At 62.8% G+C, this 23533-nt stretch carries 20 protein-coding genes and 1 pseudogene; 10 read left to right on the forward strand and 11 right to left on the reverse strand.

The genetic code is table 11. The features are described 5' to 3' along the window. Positions 1 to 21: 21 nt before the first annotated feature. The 6 genes and pseudogenes from ACQKEK_RS18775 to ACQKEK_RS18800 all read right to left on the reverse strand — a co-directional run. Positions 22 to 1053, reverse strand: a pseudogene (locus tag ACQKEK_RS18775) (cache domain-containing protein); the annotation flags it as partial. Positions 1054 to 1299: 246 nt separating this feature from the next. After that, positions 1300 to 2766, reverse strand: coding sequence for a sodium-dependent transporter (locus tag ACQKEK_RS18780; RefSeq protein WP_499143420.1), 1467 nt, complete (start codon positions 2764 to 2766; stop codon positions 1300 to 1302). A gap of 79 nt (positions 2767 to 2845) precedes the next feature. Continuing rightward, positions 2846 to 3526: a maleylacetoacetate isomerase gene (maiA, locus tag ACQKEK_RS18785; RefSeq protein ID WP_499143418.1), complete on the reverse strand. Its 681-nt coding sequence runs from the start codon at positions 3524 to 3526 to the stop codon at positions 2846 to 2848. 331 nt (positions 3527 to 3857) lie between these two features. Next, a complete protein-coding gene (locus ACQKEK_RS18790) occupies positions 3858 to 5267 on the reverse strand; it encodes a sodium-dependent transporter (RefSeq protein ID WP_499143416.1) in 1410 nt (469 codons plus the stop codon). A gap of 105 nt (positions 5268 to 5372) precedes the next feature. Then, positions 5373 to 6464, reverse strand: a complete 1092-nt coding sequence (locus ACQKEK_RS18795) for a Glu/Leu/Phe/Val dehydrogenase dimerization domain-containing protein (RefSeq protein ID WP_499143414.1) — start codon at positions 6462 to 6464, stop codon at positions 5373 to 5375. A 242-nt stretch (positions 6465 to 6706) separates the two neighbouring features. Further along, complete coding sequence (locus tag ACQKEK_RS18800) at positions 6707 to 10192, reverse strand: indolepyruvate ferredoxin oxidoreductase family protein (RefSeq protein WP_499143412.1); 3486 nt, start codon at positions 10190 to 10192, stop codon at positions 6707 to 6709. A 239-nt stretch (positions 10193 to 10431) separates the two neighbouring features. On the opposite strand from ACQKEK_RS18800, the gene ACQKEK_RS18805 reads away from it, so the two are divergent. After that, entirely contained in the window at positions 10432 to 10899 is a 468-nt protein-coding gene (locus ACQKEK_RS18805; RefSeq protein ID WP_045430192.1) for an Lrp/AsnC family transcriptional regulator, read from the forward strand. A gap of 105 nt (positions 10900 to 11004) precedes the next feature. On the opposite strand, the gene ACQKEK_RS18810 is transcribed toward ACQKEK_RS18805, so the two are convergent. The 3 genes from ACQKEK_RS18810 to ACQKEK_RS18820 all read right to left on the reverse strand — a co-directional run bounded on the left by ACQKEK_RS18810 (position 11005) and on the right by ACQKEK_RS18820 (position 13476). Further along, positions 11005 to 11433 carry a DUF192 domain-containing protein gene (locus tag ACQKEK_RS18810; protein ID WP_499143410.1) on the reverse strand — a complete coding sequence of 143 codons (429 nt, stop codon included), beginning with the start codon at positions 11431 to 11433 and terminating at the stop codon, positions 11005 to 11007. 68 nt (positions 11434 to 11501) lie between these two features. After that, positions 11502 to 12278 (reverse strand): DNA-formamidopyrimidine glycosylase family protein, encoded by a 777-nt coding sequence (locus tag ACQKEK_RS18815; protein WP_499143408.1) that lies wholly within the window; start codon positions 12276 to 12278, stop codon positions 11502 to 11504. A 310-nt stretch (positions 12279 to 12588) separates the two neighbouring features. After that, complete coding sequence (locus ACQKEK_RS18820; protein ID WP_200598849.1) at positions 12589 to 13476, reverse strand: pseudouridine synthase; 888 nt, start codon at positions 13474 to 13476, stop codon at positions 12589 to 12591. Between the two features lie 335 nt (positions 13477 to 13811). Between ACQKEK_RS18820 and ACQKEK_RS18825 the strand changes: the two genes are divergently transcribed. Genes ACQKEK_RS18825 through ACQKEK_RS18845 form a run of 5 tightly spaced genes read left to right on the forward strand, consistent with a single transcriptional unit; the run spans position 13812 to position 20000 of the window. Then, complete coding sequence (locus ACQKEK_RS18825; protein WP_499143406.1) at positions 13812 to 15623, forward strand: thiamine pyrophosphate-requiring protein; 1812 nt, start codon at positions 13812 to 13814, stop codon at positions 15621 to 15623. After that, positions 15620 to 16729 carry an enolase C-terminal domain-like protein gene (locus tag ACQKEK_RS18830; protein WP_499143404.1) on the forward strand — a complete coding sequence of 370 codons (1110 nt, stop codon included), beginning with the start codon at positions 15620 to 15622 and terminating at the stop codon, positions 16727 to 16729. The genes ACQKEK_RS18825 and ACQKEK_RS18830 overlap by 4 nt, the downstream gene beginning before the upstream one ends. A 10-nt stretch (positions 16730 to 16739) precedes the next feature. Further along, entirely contained in the window at positions 16740 to 17711 is a 972-nt protein-coding gene (locus ACQKEK_RS18835) for a hypothetical protein (RefSeq protein ID WP_499143402.1), read from the forward strand. Continuing rightward, complete coding sequence (locus ACQKEK_RS18840; protein ID WP_128120885.1) at positions 17711 to 18352, forward strand: gluconate 2-dehydrogenase subunit 3 family protein; 642 nt, start codon at positions 17711 to 17713, stop codon at positions 18350 to 18352. Before ACQKEK_RS18835 ends, ACQKEK_RS18840 begins: the two co-directional genes overlap by 1 nt. Next, positions 18342 to 20000 carry a GMC family oxidoreductase gene (locus ACQKEK_RS18845; protein WP_499143400.1) on the forward strand — a complete coding sequence of 553 codons (1659 nt, stop codon included), beginning with the start codon at positions 18342 to 18344 and terminating at the stop codon, positions 19998 to 20000. Before ACQKEK_RS18840 ends, ACQKEK_RS18845 begins: the two co-directional genes overlap by 11 nt. 10 nt (positions 20001 to 20010) lie before the next feature. Here ACQKEK_RS18845 and ACQKEK_RS18850 read toward each other — a convergent pair whose 3' ends face one another. Continuing rightward, positions 20011 to 20277, reverse strand: coding sequence for a PepSY domain-containing protein (locus tag ACQKEK_RS18850; protein WP_499143399.1), 267 nt, complete (start codon positions 20275 to 20277; stop codon positions 20011 to 20013). A gap of 105 nt (positions 20278 to 20382) precedes the next feature. After that, on the reverse strand, positions 20383 to 20742 hold the full coding sequence (locus tag ACQKEK_RS18855; protein WP_499143397.1) for a copper-binding protein: 360 nt from the start codon (positions 20740 to 20742) through the stop codon (positions 20383 to 20385). A 161-nt stretch (positions 20743 to 20903) separates the two neighbouring features. Here ACQKEK_RS18855 and ACQKEK_RS18860 point away from each other — a divergent pair, with 161 nt between their 5' ends. From ACQKEK_RS18860 to ACQKEK_RS18875, 4 genes are read left to right on the forward strand one after another with little or no spacing between them, the layout of a single operon-like run. Further along, positions 20904 to 21212, forward strand: a complete 309-nt coding sequence (locus ACQKEK_RS18860; RefSeq protein ID WP_019339745.1) for a PepSY domain-containing protein — start codon at positions 20904 to 20906, stop codon at positions 21210 to 21212. Next, positions 21212 to 21517, forward strand: a complete 306-nt coding sequence (locus tag ACQKEK_RS18865) for a PepSY domain-containing protein (protein ID WP_499143395.1) — start codon at positions 21212 to 21214, stop codon at positions 21515 to 21517. Before ACQKEK_RS18860 ends, ACQKEK_RS18865 begins: the two co-directional genes overlap by 1 nt. Beyond that, a complete protein-coding gene (locus tag ACQKEK_RS18870) occupies positions 21517 to 22182 on the forward strand; it encodes a response regulator transcription factor (RefSeq protein ID WP_216706978.1) in 666 nt (221 codons plus the stop codon). The genes ACQKEK_RS18865 and ACQKEK_RS18870 overlap by 1 nt, the downstream gene beginning before the upstream one ends. Then, on the forward strand, positions 22179 to 23522 hold the full coding sequence (locus ACQKEK_RS18875) for a sensor histidine kinase (RefSeq protein WP_499143393.1): 1344 nt from the start codon (positions 22179 to 22181) through the stop codon (positions 23520 to 23522). The genes ACQKEK_RS18870 and ACQKEK_RS18875 overlap by 4 nt, the downstream gene beginning before the upstream one ends. The last annotated feature ends 11 nt before the right edge of the window (positions 23523 to 23533 follow it).

A 23533-nucleotide genomic window follows, 5' to 3' on the forward strand; every position in this document is an offset into this window, starting at 1 on the left:
AATCGAGCCGTGAATACGCTCGACGAACCGGTTGAAGGCCAGCGCCAGCGTGCCGAATTCGTCCTGCGATTGCACTGTCAGGCGGCGGGTCAGGTCGCCCTCGCCTTCGGCAATATTGCTCATCGCGCGGCCCATGTCGGTCAGTGGCCGCATCAACACGCGGATCAGCATGCCCAGCAGGACCATGATGAACACCACAGCGATGACAGTGGCAACGAGCGCCGAGGTACGGAAACTCGACAACGCCGCGTAAGCCTTTTCCTTCTCCACGGAAATGCCGACATACCAGGTCACCGAAGGCAGGCCGGGAACCGGGCTGAAACTGAGAATGCGCGCCTGGCCGTCCAGCTCCGCTTCGCTCAGCCCTTTAGTCAGGGACGGGGTGTTCTGCGGATACAGCTCAGCCAGTGTTTTCATCACTTTGCTTTTGTCCGGGTGGACCAGCACCTTGCCGTCGCCGCTGACCAGAAAGGCATAGCCCATGCCATCGAAGTTCAGCGCGTTGATGATGTCCACCAGCGCCTGCAAGCCCAGGTCACCGCCCACCACGCCAACAGTCCGACTACCCTCGCGTGCAGGGGTGGCAATCGTGATGATCAGCTCACCCGTAGCCGCGTCGACATAGGGTTCGGTAAGGGTCGTTCCGCCAGCAGCCACCGCGTCCTTGTACCAGGGGCGGGTGCGCGGATCGTACCCGGCGGGCATTTCGTCTTCCGGACGCATGGTGAAGCGGCCGTTCTGCTCGCCCAGATAGGTGAAGCCGAAGGTCGAGACGAGCGCCTTCTGTTCGAGCAGAGCCACCACGCCCTGATCGGAGCTGTCGTTGGCGATGGACTGCGCAGCGCTTTCCACCAGCAGGATCCGACCGGACAGCCAGTTTTGGATGTTATGGGCGGTCACATCGCCCATCTCATTCAGGTAGCTTTCGAGGTTGTCGCGAATCGCGTTGCGCTGCAGATAATCGTTGAACAGCGTGAACAGGGCGAAAGTCGCGATCACAACGAGTGACGCGGCGAGCAGTATCTTGTGGCTGAACTTGAGACGGCTGGGCATGGGCGCGGATCCGGACACTGATCTAGGTCAATACGAAGATCCGTTTTCTGTTTAAGCGTCCTTGCGCTGATCAAACTATCGGCACCGCCTAAAAGACCTTTAGACCACCGTCTGTCGCAAAGCCAGTACCAGCGCGGGTATTGGTCAACAGGCCATTCGCCGACTCGCCTGCAATCCACTTACAAAAACGGCACTTCCGTTGCCGGAAGTGCCGCTTAGTCGCCTAGATCGAATCTGTGCTGATGATCAGGCTTTGCGCCCAGTCAGCGCCGGCAGAACGCGAGGTCGCAACCCTTCGCCGAGGATAGTCAGCGCACCGATGGCTCCGGCAATCCAGTACCAGCGCACCAGTGGGTCGAAGCCTAGCCAGCCGAGGGCGTGCAGGAACACCATGGTGATCAGCACCGGGCAGACATAACGGACCATGAACAGCCACAGCGCATAGCCCAGCGGCGGCAGGTCCAGCTCGTCGCGCATGATTTCGCTGCGCAGCGCATAACCAGCGAAGATTACGGTGAAGATCCCGCCCAGCGGCATCATCCAACGCGAGGTGAGGTAGTCGAGCCAGTCGAAGAAGTTTTTACCCATGGGCGTCCAGCCAGCCATCAGGTTGAACGACAGCATCGCCAGCATGCTGATCACCAGCAGCACAGCGCCTGCGGCCATGGCAGCCTTGAGGCGACTGATGCCATGTTTCTCATTGAGGTAGGCCACCGTGGCTTCGATCATCGAAATGGCCGAAGTCATCGCAGCGAGCGAGACCATGGCAAAGAACAGGACGCCGAAGGCGGTGCCGAATGGCATCTGCTGGAAGGCCAGCGGAAGGCTCATGAAGATGAGTCCCGGCCCGGCGCTCGGGTCCATCCCGTTGGCGAAAATGATCGGAAAAATCGCCAGCCCCGCCAGCAACGCAACGCAGGTATCGGCGATGGCCACCACAAAGGTAGTGCGGGCAATGGACTGCCCATCGGGCAGGTAGGAGCCATAGGTCATGATGGCCCCGGCTGCCAGACTGAGCGTAAAGAACGCGTGACCCAGAGCCGTCAGCAGCGCCTCACCGGTGAGCTTGGAGGTATCGAAGCTGAACAGGAAAGCGAAGCCCTGATCGAAGCCGCCACTGGTGAACGCATAGCCGACCAGAATCAACAGCATCACCGCCAGGCCCGGCATCATCCAGCTCACTGCGCGCTCGATGCCTGCCTGAACGCCTTTGGCCACGATCCATAAGGTCAACAAAGTAACCAGCACGCTCCAGCCGCCCAGCTGCCAGGGGTTGGCGTTGTGCGCCTCGAACACCTGAGCCAGCCCGTCTACGGAACTGGCGGCAAGTGAGCCATCGAGCATCTTCAGGGTATAGGCAAAGGCCCAGCCGGCCACCACTACATAGAAGCAAAGGATTAGAAAGCCGGCCGACATGGACATGAGGCCGATGCCTTTCCAAAGCGGGCTGCTGCCGTTTTCCTGCGCCGTACGGCCGACCGCATCGATGGGGCTGCCGCGGCCACGGCGACCAATGGCGATCTCGGTCATCATCACAGGCACACCGATGGCGAAAATGCACGCCAGGTACATCAGTACGAAGGCGCCGCCGCCGTACTCACCGGTGATGTAGGGGAATTTCCAGATGTTGCCCAAGCCGACTGCAGAGCCGGTCGCGGCAAGAATGAAGCCCCAGCGGGAGAGCCAGAGGTTCTTGGGTTTTTCACGGGTCATGCGTCACCTGTTTGTTGTTATCTGTGACGGAATCGAACCCGCCGCGCTCATGACGCGACGGAGTGCAAGGCGGATAAACCTATTGAGCGTCGGGCTGCACCTCCGGAGCTGCGTTGGCAAAAGCTTCGAGGGATTCGCACAGCTCGGTCATCTGCAGAATGCGCGGGTATTGGCTTAGGTCACAGGCAAAACGGCGCGCATTGTATACCTGAGGAATCAGGCATGCCTCCAGATAACCCGGCCGCCTGCCAAGTGACAGCTTGCCGTCGAACGCGGCCAACCCCTCTTCGACGCTAGCGAGGCCCGTGTGAATCCAGTGCTGGATCCACCGCTGCTTCGCCTCGTCCGCAATGCCCAGCGGGCCGCTGAGGTACTGCAACACGCGCAGGTTGTTCAGCGGATGCAGGTCACAGGCGATATGAAGCGCCAGCGAGCGCACCCGAGCACGGTCGGCTGGGTCATCCGGCAGCAACGCCGGAAGCGGAAAGACCTCCTCCAGGTATTCAAGAATCGCCAGCGACTGGCTGATGCGCTCGTCGCCATCGACCAACAAGGGCACCAGCCCCTGCGGATTGAGCGCCTTGTAGTCGGCTGAGCGTTGCTGGCCGCCGTCCTTGACCAGATGCACCAGCAAGTTTTCGAAGGCGAGGCCTTTGAGGTTCAACGCGATGCGTACCCGGTAGGCGGCGCTGGATCGCCAGTAGCCGTAGAGTTTCAGCGTGGGCGACGAACCGGCCGTTGTGGTTGTTTCACTGCTCATAACGCTCCCAGTACGTGTTTCTCTGTGGCGGGCAATATCCTTTGACCGTCCCCGCAGCCCTGGCGATCAATGATCGCAAGACCGCAGGATCGGCTTGGCCGCCTCCATAACAAACCACTCCGACGGGGTGCACAAGCCCGCCGGTAGCGCGGCTCGCTGCTTCAACGCGCTGGGGCTGGAAGGTTTTCTTTACGGCCCGTCGCGGGCGCCGCAGTGCAAGGTTGCGTCGGTGAGCGCGTAACGAAAACCTGACGGCGCGGTGCGACAGCAGGTCGCACCGCCCCTCTTCACCACCCATATTGTGCGTAACGCGACGGCGACTGCGCTTCCCCTAGATCAGCCCGCTCAAGTTGAGGAACACCAGCACGATCGCCAGCGGCGTACCGAAGCGCAGCAGCAACCACCAGGCGCGGAACAACCCGCCGTGTCGAATACCGATGGCATCGCGCACCGTTTGCTCCTTCATCACCCAACCGGTGAACAGCACCGTCATCAGCCCGCCCAACGGCATCAGCCAGTTGGTAGTGAGGTAGTCGAGGCTGTCGAAAAAGGTTTTGCCGAACAGTTGGTAGTCGGCCCAGAGGTTGAAGGAGAAGACGCTGCCCAGGCTCAGCACCCAGAGCAGGCCGCCACTGATCAGCACGGCTTTGAGGCGGCTCAGGCCGAAGCGCTCGGTCATCCAGGCAATACTCGGTTCGCTCAGGGAGATCGCCGAGGTCAGCGCGGCGATTACCAGCATGACGAAGAACAGCCCGCCAACCACTTGGCCCAGCGGCATCTGGCCGAAGGCGATGGGCAGGGTAACGAAGATCAGCCCCGGCCCGGCGCCCGGCTCCAGACCGTTGCCGAACACCAGTGGAAAGATCGCCATACCGGCCAGCAGCGCGACGACGGTGTCAGCCAGCGCCACCAGTACCGAGGTCTTGGCGATCGAGGTGCCTTCTGGCAGGTAGGAGCCATAAACCATCATTGCGCCCGCACCGAGGCTGAGCGTGAAGAAGGCATGCCCCAGGGCAATCAGCACGCTGGTGGCGGTCAATGCCGAGAAGTCCGGCACGAAGAGAAATGCTAGCGCCTGCAGGAATTCGCCCGTGACTGCGGCATAACCGACCAGCCCTAGCAGCAGCACGAACAGACCCGGCATCAGGAACCGCAGCGAGCGCTCCAGCCCGCCGCGCACGCCGAAACCGACGATGAGCATGGTCGCCGCCAGCACCAGCGTGCCGCAGACGATCAACCGCATCGGGCTGGCCAGCAAGCCGTTGAATACCTCTCCGCTGGCATCACCACCTACGCCACTGAAAGTCCCGCTGAGCGTGGTCGGGATATAGGACAGCGCCCAACCAGCCACCACCAGGTAGAAGCTGAGAATGAGAAAGCCGGTCAAGCCGCCGAGCCAACCCGCAACGCGCCATTTGGTGTTGGCACCGGCCTCTCGGGCCAGGCGAGCCACCGCGCCATCGGGGTTCTGCCGACCGCGGCGGCCGATCATCACTTCGGCCATCAGCAAGGGAATGCCGATCAGCAGGATGCAGCCGAGATAGACCAGCACGAAGGCGCCGCCACCGTTCTCGCCAGTGATGTAGGGGAATTTCCAGATATTGCCGAGACCGACCGCGGAACCGGTAGCGGCCAGAAAGAACACCCAGCGCGAGGACCAGAGGCCACGCGCGGCGCTTTGCTGAGTACGAACGGAGGCGCCACCGAGAGTACCGGCGGCAATACTGCTTTTGTCAGTCATTGCGGATTCCTGCTTGTTGTTTTTGTCAGGGATTTGCACACGCTCGGCAGAACGGCTCGGGCTGCCGAAAACAAAACAGGCGGCACTGGGCCGCCCTCATGCTCGTTACGCCTGCAGGCGCTGCGGCTGCTGTGGCACTGCGTGCACGCCGCCAAGCCGCTCCTGCGCCAATCGATCGGCGACGATCGAAGTGGACTCACCACTGCTGGCAGCGCGCTCGAAGATTTCGCGAAGGGTTTCTGCGATGCCTCTGATGTGCGCATCGCTTTGCGCCGCGCTGCCACCGACGCGCTGGTAGTACACGTCGATGATTCCGCCGGCGTTGATCGCGTAGTCCGGGGCGTAGAGATGGTTGCGCCGCTGCAACTCGACGCCGATCTCGGGGTTCGCCAGCTGATTGTTCGCCGCACCGGCGATTATCGGCGCACGCAGGGTCTGCAGCGTTTCGGCGTTGAGGATGCCGCCCATGGCGCAAGGGGCGAACACATCGACGTCCAGCCCGTAGATGTCGTGCGGGCGCACCGCGTTGGCACCCAGCTCCTCCATGGCCTGACGCACGTTAGCATCGAAGATGTCGCAGACCCACAGCTCGGCACCGGCCTGTTTGAGGTGCCGCGCCAGTCCCATTCCCACATGGCCAACACCCTGAATCGCGACCTTGAGACCGGTCAGATCGTCACGACCCAGACGCTGACGCACCGCCTCGCGCAGGCCGACGAACACACCCAGCGCGGTGGACGGCGAGGGGTCGCCACTGGCGATGCTGCCGTCGAGCGTGGTCCGTGGCGTCGCACCGATGACGTGGCGGGTACGCTGGGCGAAGGCCTGCATTTCCGGCTCGCCGGTGCCGGAATCGGCCGCGGTGATGTAGCGACCACCAAGGCTGTCGACGAAATCGCCCATGGCATGCAGCAGCGCCTGGCTCTTGCCGGTATGCGGGTCGCCGATAATGACGGCCTTGCCGCCGCCGAGCTTGAGCCCGGCCAGGGAAGACTTCAGCGTCATGCCACGAGACAGGCGCAGCACGTCGCGCACAGCATCGTCGTCACTGGCGTAGGGGAACATCCTGCAGCCGCCCAGCGCCGGGCCGAGCGTGGTGTTGTGGATGGCGATGATCGCGCGCAGGCCCGATGACTTGTCGTGGCAAAACACGACCTGTTCGTGGTGATCGAAATCGGGATGGGTGAAAACGGACATTGCGGATTCCTCTTTGTTGTTCTGTCGAGAGCCCTGCTGTGCAGGCTCCTTCAATGTTCTGTGCGGCGTATTGGGAAACGGTGGGCTAAAGCCCACCCTACAAAGCTGCAGCTCGTCGTCGCGGCCTGGCCGTAGGGTGGGCTTCAGCCCACCAAAAGCCTGTACTCCGCTAGTTCTGTAGGGTGGGCTTTAGCCCACCGAACACCTCGGACCTACTCAACGAGCGCCCAGCGCCATGGCGGTCAGGCCGCCGGCTCGAACAGCCGCACGGTCTGCACCTCGTCGCCGCGGTTCAGTTGCTCCTTGAGCAACTTCTCCTGTTGCCGGGCTTTGGCGATGGAGCGCTCCTTCACCGGGCCGTAACCGCGGATCAGTTCCGGAAGTGCAGCAATGGCTACGGCCGTGCGGTAGTTGCTCGGCTTCAGTTGAGCCAGCAGCTGATCAAGGTTGCGCTCGTACTCGCTGATCAGTTCGCGTTCGACACGGCGGTCATGGCCGTAGCCGAACACGTCCAACGGCGTGCCGCGCAGGAACTTCAGCTTGGCCAGCACGTTGAAGGCGTTCAGTACCCAAGGCCCGAGTTCACGCTTGCGCGGCTCGCCAGTGGTGCTGTCGCGCTTGGCCAGCCAGGCCGGTGCCAGGTGAAACTGCAGCTTGTAGTCGCCTTCGAACTGCGCCTCGAGCTGCTGGCGGAACTCCGGCTCGCTGTACAGCCGCGCCACTTCGTACTCGTCTTTGTAGGCAAGAAGCTTGAAGTAGTAACGCGCCACGGCTTTCGAGAGCGCCAGGTCATCGGCGGTATCCACCGCGCGCACACGCTCGACCATCGAGCGATAGCGCTTGGCATAGGCCGCGCTCTGGTACTTGGTAAGGAAGTTCACGCGCCAGTCGACGATCTCTTCCAGGGTTTGGCAGATTGGCCCGGCCAGGCTTGGCTCCGCCATTTCCACCGGACGCGCCAGCTTCTCGACCGCCTCGCGCTCCAGTGCCGCACGACGGCCCCAGCGGAACGCCTGCTGGTTCAGCTCTGCGGCGACGCCGTTGATGCTGATGGCCTTCTCGATGGCTTCGGCAGACAGCGGCAACAACCCTTGCTGATAGGCAAAGCCCAGCAGGAACAGGTTGGTGGCGATGCTATCGCCCAGCAGCCGAGTGGCCAGATAGGTCGCGTCGATGAAATGGGTCTTTTCGGCGCCCACCGCATCCATCAGCGCTTCGCGCATGGCCTTGCCCGGCACCTGAGCATCGGGGTTGCGGGTGAATTCGGCAGTCGCCGACTCATGGCTATTGATCACCGCATGGCTGATCTGATCGTTGAGGCGGGTCAGCGAATCCTCGCCGGCAGCCACCACCAGATCGCAACCCAGCAGCAGGTCCGTTTCACCAGCGGCGATGCGCACGGCGTAGATGTCGTCCTGCTTGGCGGCGATACGGATGTGCGTCACCACCGGGCCGAACTTCTGCGCCAGCCCGGCCTGGTCGAGCACCGTGCAGCCCTTGCCTTCCAGATGCGCAGCCATGCCCAACAGCGCGCCAAGCGTCGTGACGCCGCTGCCGCCAACACCGGGGATCAGCACGTTCCAGGGCCGATCCAGCGTCGGATGCTGCGGTTCGGGCAGCTGGTCGCCCTCGATGCCGCCGGCCATGGCCTCCGGTTTGCGCAGCCCGCCGCCATGCACGGTGACAAAGCTCGGGCAGAAGCCTTCGACGCAGGAAAAGTCCTTGTTGCAGGCGTTCTGATCGATCTCGCGCTTGCGCCCCAGCTCGGTTTCCAACGGCATCACCGCCAGGCAGTTGGACTTCTCGCCGCAGTCGCCACAACCCTCGCACACCGCGGGATTGATGAAGGCGCGCTTGGCCGGATCTTCCAGCTTGCCGCGCTTGCGCCGGCGGCGCTTCTCCGTGGCACAGGTCTGATCGTAGATGATCACCGAGACGCCCTTGAACTCGCGCAACTCACGCTGCACGGCGTCCAGATCGCGGCGGTGATGGAAGCTGGTGATCTGCGCAAAGGTTTCGCGGGTCGGGTACTTGTCCGGCTCGTCGCTGACCAGCGCGATGCGTTTGACACCCTCGTCGGCGATCTGCCGGCTGAGCTGATCGACCCGCAGTTCACCGTCGATGGGCTGGCCACCAGTCATGGCCACCGCATCGTTGTAGAGGATCTTGAAGGTGATGTTCACCCCGGCGGCCACCGCGGCGCGCACGGCCAGGCTGCCGGAGTGAAAGTAGGTGCCGTCGCCAAGATTCTGGAACATGTGCGGCGTTTCGGTGAACGGCGCCTGGCCGATCCAGTTGACGCCCTCCCCGCCCATCTGGGTAAAGGTCTCGGTGCGTCGATCCATCCACTGCACCATGTAGTGACAGCCGATGCCGGCCGAGGCGCGGCTGCCTTCCGGTACTTTGGTGGAGCTGTTGTGCGGGCAGCCGGAGCAGTAATGCGGCGTGCGTACAGTGTCGTAGCTGCGTGCCGCCAGTGCCTTTTCTTTCGCCGACAGAAACGCCAGACGCGCCTGGATGCTGTCGCTGGTGTAGATCGGTGCGAGGCGCTTGGCGATCACCCGGGCGATCATCGCAGGCGTCAGTTCGGAGAGGTTCGGCAGCAGCGAATTACCCTGCTCGTCGAACTCGCCAACCACGCGCGGGCGCTTGCTCAGCGGCCAGTTGTAGAGCTGCCCGGTGAGCTGGTCTTCGAGAATGCTGCGCTTTTCCTCGACCACCAGAATCTCGTCGAGACCCTGGGCGAACTCGTGCACCGAGACCGGCTCCAGCGGCCAGCTCATGCCGACTTTGAGCACTCGCAGGCCGACCGAGGCGCACAGCGCTTCGTCCAGACCGAGGTCGTCCAGTGCCTGGCGCACGTCGAGGTAGCTCTTGCCGGTGGTGATGATGCCCAAGCGCGGGTTCGGCGAATCAAGCATCACCTGATTCAGGTTGTTGGCCCGGGCAAAGGCCCGCGCCGCGTAGATCTTGTACAGGTTTAGGCGTTTTTCCTGCGCCAGTGGCGGGTCCGGCCAGCGGATGTGCACGCCGTCTTCGGGCAGTTCGAAATCATCCGGGATACGCGTCTTCACCCGCAGCGGGTCGACCTCCACCACGGCGGATGAATCGACGTTCTCGGCGATGGTCTTGAGCGCTACCCAGCAGCCGGAATAGCGCGACAGCTCCCAGCCGATGATGCCGTAATCGAGAATTTCCTGAACGTTCGCCGGGTTCAGCACAGGGATCGAAGCGGCAATGAACGCGTGCTCACTCTGGTGCGGCAGTGTCGAAGATTTGCAGCCGTGGTCATCACCGGCCAGCAGCAACACACCGCCATGGGGCGAGACGCCGGCCGCGTTGCCGTGCTTGAAGACGTCGCCGGAACGGTCGACACCCGGCCCCTTGCCGTACCACATGGCGAACACGCCGTCGTATTTGGCACCGGGAAACAGGTTGGTCTGCTGACTGCCCCAGACCGCCGTCGCGGCCAGCTCCTCGTTGAGGCCCGGCTGGAAGTGGATGGCGTTCTGCTTGAGGAAATCGCGCGCTTCCCAGAGGCTCTTGTCCAGCATGCCCAGCGGCGAGCCGCGGTAGCCGGAGATAAAGCAACCGGTGTTCAGGTTCTGAGCCTGGTCGCGCTGATGCTGCAGCATGGGCAGACGGGTCAGCGCCTGGGTGCCGGTGAGGTACAGATGTCCGGTTGCGAGCCGGTACTTGTCATCCAGGCGGATCTCGGCCAATGACATGTGGCGCTCCTGTTTGTTTTTATCGGAGTCTGGACGGCTTCTTAAGCCATCCGCCTAACAAGGCTGTGGGAGCTGCACGGAAAGCTTTCCCACGCCAGCACACAGCAGGGGATCACCCCACCGTTGCGCGTTGGATAAAAGTCTGGCCGTGACGAAGAGAGATTTTCTTTCTACTTTTGCGGTGTAAGTGCGATCCCGTGCATGATCCATCCACCAACAACAACAAAAAGAGAACAACCATGCAGACCCCGCTGAGCAGCATCGATCGCAAGATTCTGCTGCTGCTGCAACACAACGCCGACTTGTCCGCCGCCGAGGTGGCGGAAAAGGTCGAGCTGTCGCAATCGCCGTGCTGGCGCCGCATTCATCGCATGCAGGAAGAAGGACTGATCGAACGCAAGGTCGCCCTGCTCAACCCGAAGAAGCTCGGGTTGAACATGACGGTGTTCGTCAACATCAAGCTCTCCGCCCATGGCCGCAGCAACCTCGACGAATTCGAGCGGGCGGTAGTGGGTTATCCCGAAGTGCTGGAGTGCCACACGATGGCCGGCGAGTCGGATTACCTGCTCAAGGTAGTGGCCAAGGACATCGACAGCTACGAACGCTTCCTGCGTGATCAACTGTTGCAGCGGCCCCATGTGCAGGAAGCGCATTCACACATCGCGATGAGCGAGGTGAAACGGACCACGGAGTTGCCGCTGGATTGAAGCCTGCGGGGGCGTAATGACCATAGTGGATAAGGGCAGAGCCGTTATCCGCCCTAACGTAGGGTGGAAAACGGCCACAGCCTTTTCTACCAGCAGAGTGATCCACTACTCGCTCGGTATTCCCCGCAACCGCTCGCCAATCTCGATCCCGTTACTTTCGAACCAGCCCTGATTCACCTCCAGCGCATAGCGCCCCGGCTCGCGGGAACAGCGAATTGCGGTGCTCAACGGCTCCAGGTCGATGATGTCAACGATGCGCCCTGACTCGTCCATGAAGGCTGCAGACAGGGGAAGTGGTGTGTTTTTCATCCATAGACAGTGCCGGCGAAAATCATCGAAGCGAAACAACATGCCGTGGTCTGCCGGCATCTCGGTGCGTTCCATCAAGCCGCGTTCGCGTTCATCCGGGGTGCGCGCGTACTCTGCCTTGAGCCGAGCATCGCCGACTCGCAGATCGAGCAACGGCTCACTCGCACTGGCCATCGATGTCACAACTAATAAAGCAATAAGGGGCAGCAGCAGCGCGGTACGCATCGACGAGCAGTCCTCGAATCAGGAAAAGCGAGAGCGAATGAACGGCGTAAGCATATCCGCAAGCATCGCTACTCTTCAGCGACGGGTGCATCGACCGATACCTGATCACTGTCGCCGTAGCGCTTCTGACAACGCTCACAGTAGAAAGCGCGGCGCTTGCTGCGGCCCAGCGACTTGGCTTTGACGAAGGGAATCTTGCAGCGCGGACAGGTGGTTTTGGTATGCGCGAGCCAGTGCGCTTTGAGCGTGCCCTCTCGCTTCCACTGCAGGAACTCAAAGCTGTAGGTGCGAACCTCACGCGTCAGCTCCCTGAGCTTCGGCGCAGAGAGATCGCCGATCAGCGAAAGCGGATGGATGCGGGTGCGAAACAGCACCTCGTTCTTGATGATGTTGCCGGAGCCGGAAAACAGCGTTTGATCCAGCAGTGCATCGCAGGCGAGCAGTCGTGGCCGTTTGCGCAGCTTCCTGAGCGTTGTGCGGTTGTCCCAGGCGTCGCTCATGACGTCCGCGCTCCAGTCGTACGCCTCGTCCAGCGAGCCTTCGATGAACTGCACCGAGCAGCCGTAGAAATTCAGCTCACCGTTCGGGAAACCCAGGCTCAGGCGCGGCGTCGACTCCTTGCGCTCATTGATCCGGTAGCTGCCAAACAGCAGCAGGTGGATACGCAAGGACACGTCGTCCAGCTCGATCAGGAAGTGCTTGCCCCAACTGCGGAATGAGCGAACCGTCTGGCCGACCAGGCTTGATTTGTCGAGCTTGCTATTACCCTCCGCGCGCTCGATGGTCTTGCCGGTGAATACGGCAACTTCTTCGCGAAGGATGACGATGGATGGGCCTTCAGGCATGGCGTTATCGCTTCGGTGCGGGGACAGGAATATCGACTGGGACCTGACAAGAAGGTGCCGCGACGCTGCACAGTTGTGCGAGGCGCGGCGTCCTTGCAGGCGCTGCAACACTGGCGCGGAAGCGGATCGCCAGCAAGCTGGCTCCTACACAAGCGGTGCGGTGGTCGTACGCACCAGCTGGGCACGCCGAGGCGGGTTTTACGGGTCGCCAATTCCGCGATCTGCAATGCTGATTATTCCCGTAGGAGCCAGCTTGCTGGCGATCCAGAAGCCAAGGCACCCCGCGAAGGCGGCGAAGAAACGCTGGAAACTACCAATCCAACTGCAGCCGACTCTCGAACCGCCGCCGCTCACCGGTCACCGGATCTTGAAACTCCAGACCACGCGCCAGCAGCTTGAGCGGGTTGGCGTAGTCGTCCTGATCGCGGCGGCTGCGTTCCAGCAGTTCGGGATAGAACGGGTCGTTGCAGATGCCGGCCCCCAGCGTGGCCATCTGCAGACGCAGTTGATGCTTGCGCCCGGTGACTGGATAAAGCGCATAGCGCCAGAGCTCGCCGCGCCGTTCGAGCACCTCGATGCGCGTCTCGCTGTTGGGTCCGCCGTCGCCCCGCTTCATCAGGAAAAAAGGCTCGCCGTCGATCATGTTCAAGCGTTCATCACGCGGAAAGTCCAGATCAGGCAGCGCCGGGCAGATCGCCTCGTAACGCTTGTCGATCTTACGTTCGCGAAACAACGCCTGATAGCGCCCGCGACTTTCGGGATTGGTCGAAAACAGCACGAGCCCGGCAGTCAGGCGATCGATGCGATGGATCGGCACCAGATTTGGATTTTCCACACGCTTGCTCAGGCGCGCCAGCAGGGTCTCGTTGACGTATTCCCCAGCCGGCATCACGGGCAGGAAGTGCGGCTTGTCCGCTACCAGCAAGTGCTCGTCGAGGTGCAGGACCTGCTCCTCGAAGGGAATTGGCTTCTCGTCCGGCACCTCGCGGAAGTAATAGACCTTCAACCCGACCTGATAAGGATGCGTCGCCTCCAGTGGCTGCCCGTCAGCGCCGAGTACCCGCCCTCGCACGAAGCGATCAGCCCAGGTGTCTCGGTCAATCGCCGGAAAATGCGCGCACAGGCAGTCGAGCACCGTCGCCCAGTTGCCTTGGGGGAGATGCAGCGTGCTGCGAGCGTTGGGGGCAGGCATGGACATGGCGACCGTCTGAACGAAGAGGCGCGAAATGATACTTCAACATCGCAGCCGAGCCGTGGCAGTTCCGTTGGCTGTCCTCGGCCGGAAGCGATTTCAGCCGCGACGAGGACGGCAGTCCCTTCCTACCTTTTCTGCCTACCGCCGCGGCGCCGAAGAAGAGGCTCGTCCGTCACCCAAGTGAACTTTCGGGAAACCCTCAGGGCACAGTCCGGTCCAGACGTGAACAGCCAGGCATGGGGTTGCGAAGGCCGCTTCGTTGCGCAGCGCACGATGGCAGCCTTGAGGTTCCAGCCCCTTGTGTCTGAACGCTCACGCCCAGACCACGCGAGGTTTCCATGGCAATGACAGTCGGTGACTACGTAATCGAACGCCTCTACCAATGGGGCGTGCGTCGCATTTATGGCTACCCCGGCGACGGCATCAACGGTGTGTTCGGCGCGCTGAATCGCTCCAACGAAAAGATCCGTTTCATTCAAGCCCGACATGAGGAAATGGCCGCGTTCATGGCTTCGGCCGACGCCAAGTTCAACGGCGGCCTGGGGGTTTGTATCGCCACGTCCGGCCCGGGTGCGGCGCATCTGATTACCGGCCTCTATGACGCCCGACTGGACCACATGCCGGTGCTGGCAATCACTGGTCAGAAATCGCGTACCTCACTGGGCAGCCACTATCAGCAGGAAATCGACCTGCCGGCGCTCTTCAAGGATGTATCCGGTGCGTTCGTCGAGCAGGCCAGCGCACCGCCGCAGGTTCGGCATTTGATCGACCGGGCGATCCGCACCGCAGTGGGCGAGCGCAAGGTCGCCACCATCATCCTGCCGAGCGACTTGCAGGACGCCGAGTACAGCGAGCCTCCCCGCGCCCACGGGGCCGTGCATTCCGGCATCGGCTATACGCGGCCGAAGATGGTCCCCTACGAAGCTGACCTGCAGCGTGCCGCCGAGGTACTCAACGACGGCAAGAAGGTCGCCATTCTGGTGGGCGCCGGTGCGTTGAATGCCACCGATGAGGTCATCGCCGTGGCCGAGAAACTCGGAGCTGGCGTTGCCAAGGCGCTGCTGGGCAAGGCTGCCGTGCCTGATGATCTGCCTTGGGTCACCGGCTCTATCGGTTTGTTGGGCACGGAGCCGAGCTACAAGCTGATGACCGAGTGCGACACCCTGCTGATGATCGGCTCGGGCTTCCCCTACTCCGAATTCCTGCCTGAAGAAGGTCAGGCCCGCGGCGTGCAGATCGACCTCAAGGCCGACATGCTCAGCATCCGTTATCCGATGGAAGTGAATCTTCAGGGCGACTCGGCTGAAACCCTACGCGCGCTGCTGCCCATGTTGCAGGAGAAGACCGAGCGCAAATGGCGCAAGCGCGTCGAAGAGTGGCGCATGGATTGGGAAAGCGTGCTGGAGAAGCGAGCCCTGGTGGAGGCCAACCCGATCAACCCGCAGCGTGTCGCCTTCGAGCTGTCACCACGCCTGCCGGATTACTCGATCATCACCAGCGACTCGGGCTCCTGCGCCAACTGGTATGCCCGCGATGTGAAGATGCGCCGCGGCATGATGGGCTCGCTCTCCGGCGGCCTGGCTTCGATGGGTGCAGCGGTGCCCTATGCCATTGCCGCCAAGTTCTGTCACCCGGATCGCCCGGTAGTGGCGATGGTCGGCGATGGCGCCATGCAGATGAACAACATGGCCGAGCTGATCACGGTCGCCAAGTACTGGAAGGAATGGCAGAACCCGCAGTGGATCTGCTGCGTGTTCAACAACGAGGACCTCAATCAGGTCACCTGGGAACAGCGCGTGATGGAGGGCGACCCGAAATTCGAGGCGTCGCAGGATATTCCCAACGTGCCTTACCACCGCTTCGCCGAATCCATTGGCCTGATCGGCATCTACGTCGACCGTGAGGATCAGGTCGCGGCAGCCTGGGACAAGGCTTTCGCGGCGGATCGGCCGGTGTTGATCGAATTCAAGACCGACCCGGACGTACCGCCACTGCCCCCGCACATCAAGCTGGAACAGGCCAAAGCTTACGCCTCGGTACTGCTGCATGGTGATCCGGATCAGGCCGGGATCATCAAGCAATCAGCCAAGCAGGTGCTCAGCAAATTCATGCCTGGGCATGACAAGGATGAAGACAAGGACAAGGGATGATCAAGCGTCCGGACGCCGCCATCCGCAGCATGCAGGTGGCGGCCTACCGCATCCCGACCGATGCGCCCGAGGCCGACGGCACCTTCCAGTGGGACGCCACCACGCTGGTGGTGGTGCAGCTCGAGGCCGGCGGTCAGGCCGGGCTGGGCTACACCTATGCCGACGCGTCGCTGGTGCGGCTGATCGAGGGGCATTTTCGTGATCTACTCGAAGATGCGGATGCGCTCGCCATTGGCCAGATCAACGAACGGCTCTGGGCAAGCGCGCGCAACCTGGGGCGCTCCGGCCTCGCAGCCTGCGCCATCTCGGCGGTGGACACGGCGCTATGGGATCTCAAGGCGCGGCTACTCGATCTGCCGCTGGCGCAACTGCTGGGCATGCGCCGCGAAGACGTCGCTGTCTATGGCAGCGGCGGCTTCACCAGCTACGACGATGGCCGTCTGCGCGAGCAACTGGGCCGCTGGGTGCAAGAGGACGGCTGCCGCTGGGTGAAGATGAAGATCGGTGTCGACGCGCTGCGCGATGCCGAACGGGTCCGCGCCGCACGCGAAGCCATCGGCGCTGCCGGGCTGTTCATCGATGCCAACGGCGCCCATACACCGCGCAGTGCCATCGCTTTCACCTACCGCATCGCTGAACAACAGGTCAGCTGGTTCGAGGAACCGGTCAGCTCCGACGACCTTGTGGGGCTGCGGCAGGTACGGGACGCCCTTGGTGCCAGCGGGCAGCCAATGGATGTCGCAGCAGGTGAATATGCCTACACCCCCGATGACTTTCGCCGCCTGGTCGAGCACGGATCGGTGGATGTGCTGCAGGCGGACCTCACCCGCTGCGGCGGCGTGAGCGGTTTCCTGCAAGCGGCCGGATTGTGCGAAGCCTTTCATCTCGACCTATCCGCGCACTGTGCCCCGGCGCTGCACCTGCACGCCTGCTGCGCCGCGCCGCGCTTTCGCCATCAGGAATGGTTTCATGATCACGTCCGGCTCGAATCGATGCTGTTCGACGGAGCGCCACAGGTTGAACACGGCAGGATAGCGCCGGACCTGGAACGGCCGGGACACGGTCTGACGCTGCGCGAGGCCGATGCTCGCCGCTACGCAATCTGACGGGGGTCTCATGGTTTCACGGACGCAACTCCGGCTACTGGCAGTTGGCACAACCACTGCGCTAGGACTCGCTGCACTGAGCTGGCAGAAGCACGAGAAACGCGGACGCGGTCTGCTGTTCAGCCCTAGCGAGGGCACCATGGTCGACGCTGCGCGTACGCTGAACCGTGGCGCGGGTTTACTCGCTACCTCGGTGGCGCTGGACAGCGCGCTGGAGCACTACCGGGGAGACTTTCAGAACCGCGCCATGTACACGCCGTTGGCGGCCTCGACGCTCTCGCTGCTCGCCAGTGGACAAGGCCAGCAGGACCCGGACGCCTTCGCCAGTAAGGTGCGAGACCCGATCTACGTATTGACTGGCCTGACCGGGTTGATCGGTGCTGGCTTTCATCTCTACAACGTGACCAAGCGTCCAGGCGGCATGAGCTGGAGCAACCTCTTTTATGCAGCGCCATTGGGCGCGCCCGCCGCGCTGGTGCTGTCCGGACTGCTCGGCTACTACAGCGAACAGCTACGCGATACCAGCGGTGACGCCGAACCACGCGTCATGGGCTTACCGGCCGGCAAATCCGTCGCGCTGATGGCCGCGGCCGGCCTGCTCGGCACCACGGCCGAGGCCGGGCTGCTGCACTTTCGCGGTTCGTTCCAGAACCCGGCCATGTACCTGCCGGTGACCGCCCCGCCGCTCGCCGCCGCGCTGCTAGCAGCCAGCGCCCTGACCAGCCCGCGGCGCAAGCGGCTGCGCTGGACGTCGCGCCTCGTCCTGCGCTTCACCGCGTTCATGGGCTTCGCTGGCGCGGGCTTCCACGCCTTGGGTATCGCCCGTAACAACGGCGGCTGGCGTAACTGGCGACAGAATCTACAGGCTGGCCCGCCGCTGCCGGCACCGCCGAGTTTCACCGGCCTGGCACTGGCCGGGCTGGCCGCGCATTCGCTACTGGATGAGGAAAAACAACTCGCCCAATACCGATGGTGGAAATGATGAGCAACCGTTACCCCGATTACGACGTGCTGCGCAAACGCCAGGGGCCGTCGTGGAACGAGCCGAGCCGTCAGGTCGTCGACCGCCGCCTGGCGGTGCCGCGCGAGAATGGCGTTTTCAGCACGACGCAACGACGCACGCTGGAGGCGTTATGTGATCGCATCGTTCCGCAGCCAAAGGATCGACCACCGATACCGGTCGCCGCGCTGGTGCAGTTCAAGGTCGCTGAGGGACGTGGCGATGGCTACCGTGACGCGCGCTTGCCGCCGTTACAGCAAGCCTGGCCGCTCGGCCTCGACGCCCTCGACAGCGAAGCGCAACTGAGCCATCAGCGCGGCTTCGCGGAGCTGGCCGCAGCCGAGCAGGACGCACTGATCGCCGCCATGCAGCGCGACGAACTCACAAGCGACGCCTGGCAGGGCGTACCGGCCGCCGCCTTCTTTAGCCATCGCGTGGTGCACGACATCAGCACCGCTTACTACAGCCACCCGACCGCCTGGAACGAGCTCGGCTTCGGTGGCCCGGCCAGCCCACGTGGTTACGTGCGCCTCGCCGAAGACAGCCGCGACAGCTGGGAAGCGGCCGAAGCTCATCCCGGCGAAGAAGCCAAAGCAAGGAAGTTGAACCGCCATGTCCGTTGATCCGTTACTCGACGCCCTTTACCACCCACGCGGCGGGGACGGTCGCGCACCGGATGTTTTTCATCGCCGAGGCTGGGTGCCGATGCGCGAATACCCGGAGCACGAGCCGGTCGACTTCGCCATTGTCGGCACCGGCGCGGGCGGCGGCACCCTCGCCTGCAAGCTGGCCGAGGCCGGCTTCTCTGTGGTCGCTTTCGATGCCGGTGCCTGGTGGCGACCGCTGGAGGAATTCGCCTCTGACGAGGCGCATCAGGAAAAACTGTTCTGGACCGACGAGCGCCTGTGCGACGGCGAAAACCCGCTGAAGCTTGGCACCAACAACAGCGGCAAAGCGGTCGGCGGCAGCACGGTGCACTTCGCCATGGTTTCGCTGCGCATGCGTCCGGAGTGGTTCAAGTCACGCTCGCTGCTCGGCTATGGGTTCGACTGGCCAATCGATTGGCAGGAGATGTGGCATTACTACGAAGAGGTCGAGCAGGCCCTGAAAATCGCCGGTCCGGTGCGCTACCCATGGGGCCCGAAGCGCCCCCGTTACCCTTATCGTCAGCATGAGGTGAATGCCTCCGGTCTGGCATTGGCCAAGGCCTGCGAAGCCATGGGTGTGGACTGGGCACCGACACCCCTGGCGACGCTCTCGGCGCCGCGCGACAACGCGCCGCCCTGCGTCTACCGCGGCTTCTGCGTCACCGGTTGTTCGACGAATGCCAAGCAGAGCGTGCTGAACACCTGGATTCCACGGGCATTGAAAGCCGGCGCAGAGATTCGCGACCTGGCCATGGTGGGTCGCATCGAAACGGACGCCGATGGCCTCGCCAACGGCGTGCATTACCACCGTAACGGCGAGTGGCGCTTCCAGCGCGCACGGCATGTAGTGGTCGCAGGCTACGCCATCGAGACGCCGCGGCTGCTGCTCAACTCGGCCAACTCACGCTACCCCGAGGGCTTGGCCAACAGCAGCGGTCTGGTCGGCAAGAACCTGATGGTGCACACCAATCAGGCAGTTTGGGGGCGTGTCGACGAAGAGATCCGCTGGTACAAGGGGCCGCCGTCGCTGGCGGTTACAGAACACTGGAACTACGAAGACCGCGGCAAGGATTTCCATGGCGGCTACGCGATCATGAGTCAGGGTCCATTGCCGGCTGCGTGGGCCGCGACCCAGACCGGCAACCACGGTCTCTGGGGCCAGGCGCTTGTGGATGAGATGGCGCACTACAACCATCAGGTCGGGCTTAAAATCGTCGGCGAGACACTCCCCCTGGAGCACAACCGAGTTTCCCTGGCCGAAGAAAAGGACCAGTACGGGCTACCGATCGCACGCGTCACCTGGTCGATGGGCGATAACGATCAACGGTTGGTGGACCATTCCCTCAACTTCATGCGCCGGGGGCTGGAAGGCATAGGGGCGCAGGACATATGGAGCGAAGCGGACGGTACGGCGCATCTGATGGGCACCGTGCGGATGGGCAGTGACCCGGCCAACAGCGTGGTCGATGCAGATTGCCGCAGCTGGGACATTCGCAACCTGTGGATCTGCGACGGCTCGGTGTTTCCGACGTCAGGCGGGGTGAACCCGTCGCTGACCATCCAGGCCATCGCATGCCGCACTGCCGATCGCATCCGCGACCTGACAGCGCGTGGCGAGCTGTAGAGTTCGACGATTAGTCGATCTCATCCAGCATGATTTTGCCGGTCTTGCCTTCCATCTGGAACTCGTACTTCTTACCGTCGGCTTTAAGGCCGGTGCCTTCCCAGCTCTTGTCGTCGACCTCAAGGCTATGCAGCTCGGTATAACCGGCGGCCTTGGCCTTTTCCATCGCCTGCTCGAAGGTAATCCAGTCCGCGCCGGGCTCATCCGCCAGCGCAACGCCGCTTGCTGATCCCAGTACGGCAATGGCAAGCGCGGCGGTCAGTTTCTTGTGATACATGGTCGATCCTCTCTGCTGAATGAGCGTTGGGCGTATGACAGCCCTGTTACATACGAGCAGCATCACTCATCGAGGGTTCATCGCAATTCGTCTGGAATGCGCCTTTCAGGGTTTCTCGATGGACACCAGAGCCGCTTCGTCGCCCTCACTCTGGAAGCTGATGCGAACCTGATCACCGGTTGAAAGCCCCTCCAGCTGCTCGCGCCGAGCCTGGAAGTCCATGGTCGCTGCTGGCCACTTCAGCGCGGGAATCGGGCCGTGGACGATGGTCACCACACCCCGCTCACGATCCAGGGCTTCGATGGTGCCAGTGGCGTGAATCACCGGCTCGGAAACCATCTCGGTGGCGGGCCCGCCATTGATCTCCGGCGAAGCCGTGGGCCCCTCAGGCTTGAGCAGATCCTGGGCCAGCGCAGGCGGGGCGAGCAATATCAGGCTGAGCGTGACGCAATGGAATATCTTCATGGCAGACCTCCCGCAACAGGTGGACGTACCCCGTATTGGACAATGCCGCGCCCAGGATTACTGCCAACCTGCGCCCCCGTCTCACGACGCCTCGTTCAGTTTCGCGTAAGCCGCGCCTCGTAACCTGTGAATCGTCGAAACCCACACAGGAAAACGAAACCATGAAAACACTGACTACGCTGATCACTGCCGCCACCCTCGCCCTCGGCGCCAACCTGGCCATGGCCCGCGATCTGGGACCGGATGAAGCTTTGAAGCTGCGCGATGCGGGCACCATCCAATCCTTCGAGAAACTCAACGAAGCTGCATTGGCCAAGCACCCCGGGGCTACCGTCGAGGAAACCGAGCTGGAAGAAGAATACGGTCGCCACATCTATCAGGTTGAATTGCGCGACGACAAAGGTGTGCAATGGGACCTGGAGCTCGACGCTAAGACCGGCGAAGTACTCAAGGACCATCAGGACGACTAATGCGACCCGCCCCTCTTTTCATCATTCCACTGACCTTGCTGCTCGCCGCCACTCCGGTGGCGAGCCGCGACCTGGATCAGGATGAAGCCCTGCGCCTGCGTCGCGAGGGGCTGATCCAGCCGTTGGAAAGCCTGCTGAACCAGGCGATGGAGCGCCACCCCGGCGCCCGGCTGCTGGAAGCCGAACTGGAAGAAGAGGATGGCATCTACGTTTACGAGATCGAACTGCTGACTGCAGACGGCGTCGCCCGCGAGCTGGAACTGGACGCGCGCGACGGTCGCCTGCTCAAGGACGAAGAAGACTGATGCGCCTGTTACTGGTCGAAGACAATGTGCCGCTGGCCGATGAACTGGTCGCCAGCCTTACGCGTCAGGGCTATGCCACCGACTGGTTGGCAGATGGTCGCGACGCCGACTATCAGGGCAGCAGCGAACCCTATGATCTGATCGTTCTGGATCTTGGCCTGCCTGGCAAGCCGGGGCTCGAGGTGTTGCGCGCGTGGCGTAGCCGAGGCCTGGCGACGCCGGTGCTGATCCTGACGGCCCGCGATTCCTGGGCCGAACGCATCGAAGGGCTGAAAGCCGGTGCCGACGACTACTTGACCAAACCCTTCCATCCCGAAGAGCTGCTGCTGCGTATCCAGGCGCTGCTGCGACGCGCCCACGGCGTAGCCAACCAGCCATTGCTACAGGCAGGAGGAATAGCCCTGGACGAAGCACGCCAGCGCTGCCACAAGGATGGTCAGGACATCGAACTGACCGCGGGCGAATTTCGGCTGCTGCGCTATTTCATGCTGCATCCCGGCCAGCTCATATCGAAAACCCAGCTGGCCGAACACCTTTACGACGGCGAAACCGAGCGTGACTCCAACGTCATCGAGGTGCACGTCAACCGTCTGCGCGGCAAGCTCGGCCGCGAGCTGATCGAAACCCGCCGCGGGCAGGGCTACCGCTTCGGCGGCGCGCCTTGAAGTCGATCCAGCGCAGTCTCAGTATCGGACTTATCTCGGTGCTGCTGCTGGTCGGACTGTTGCTGGTCCAGAGCAGTCTCTGGCTGTTCGAGTCGGGCCTGCGGCGCAACCTGGCCACCGACCTGCGGGAAGAGACCGAAGGCCTGCTGATGGCCGTTGTTCAGGGCCCGGAGGGGTTTGTGCTGGATTCGAGCCGGCTCAACCCTCGTTATCAACGCGCATTTTCCGGCCACTATTTCCGCATCGACCTGCCGGCGCGCAGCTGGCGCTCACGCTCACTATGGGACGCCGAACCGGCCTGGCCGGATAGCAATGGCATGGCCGACGATCTGCTGGATGGCCCACAGGACCAGCGGCTGTTGGCTTATCGGACCGCCTATCGCCGCGACGGGCAGACCATTGTCATCAACGTGGCGCGCGATTACACGCCCATCCTCAAAAGCTTTACTCAGGTTCGTCTCGGTGGTCTGGGACTGGTCGGCTTAGCGCTGCTGGTGTTGCTGCTGCTGCAGCGCTACGCAGTCAAACTCGCCATGCGCCCGCTGGAACGAGCGCGCCAGCAGATTGCGCAGCTTCAGCAGGGCCAGCGTCAGCAACTGGACGTTCAGGCACCGATCGAACTGCAGCCGCTCGTGGAGCAGATCAATCATCTGCTGGCGCACACCGACGACACCCTGAAACGCTCACGCCATGCGCTGGGCAATCTGGGCCACGCATTGAAGACGCCCCTGGCCGTGCTGGGTAGCCTGATTCGACGCGAGGAAATGGCAGCGCATCCGGAGCTGCAGGCCAGCCTTGCCGAACAGCTCGAGCAGATCCAACAGCGGGTCACGCGGGAACTGGGCCGCGCACGCCTGGCTGGCGAAGTGCTGCCCGGCAGCTATTTCGATTGCGCCGCAGAACTCGCCCCGCTGTTCGATACGTTGCGGATGATCCACCGTCGGGATCTCGATCTGCATTGGCACAGCCATGAAGGATGCCGCTTGCCTTGGGACCGTGAAGACATGCTGGAGCTGCTCGGCAACCTGCTAGACAACGCCTGCAAGTTTGCCCGGTCGCAGGTGCGGCTGACGATCGCCCCGATCACCGACGGCTATCTCATCTCAGTCGATGACGATGGGCCGGGCATTCCGCCGGAACGTCGCGAAGCAGTGCTGGAGCGCGGCATCCGCCTCGATGAACATGCCGAAGGGCATGGGCTGGGGCTTGGTATCGTGCGCGATATTCTGGTTGCCTGGCGGGGTGAGCTGTCACTGGAGCAGAGCGAGCTTGGAGGGCTCTGCGTACGCATCCGCCTTCCGATGCAACGCAAAGGGCAGATACAGCAGAGCGGGTCGTAGCGGATGACGCG

The organism is Pseudomonas sp. NPDC077408 (assembly GCF_050269105.1).
Lineage (GTDB): Bacteria > Pseudomonadota > Gammaproteobacteria > Pseudomonadales > Pseudomonadaceae > Stutzerimonas.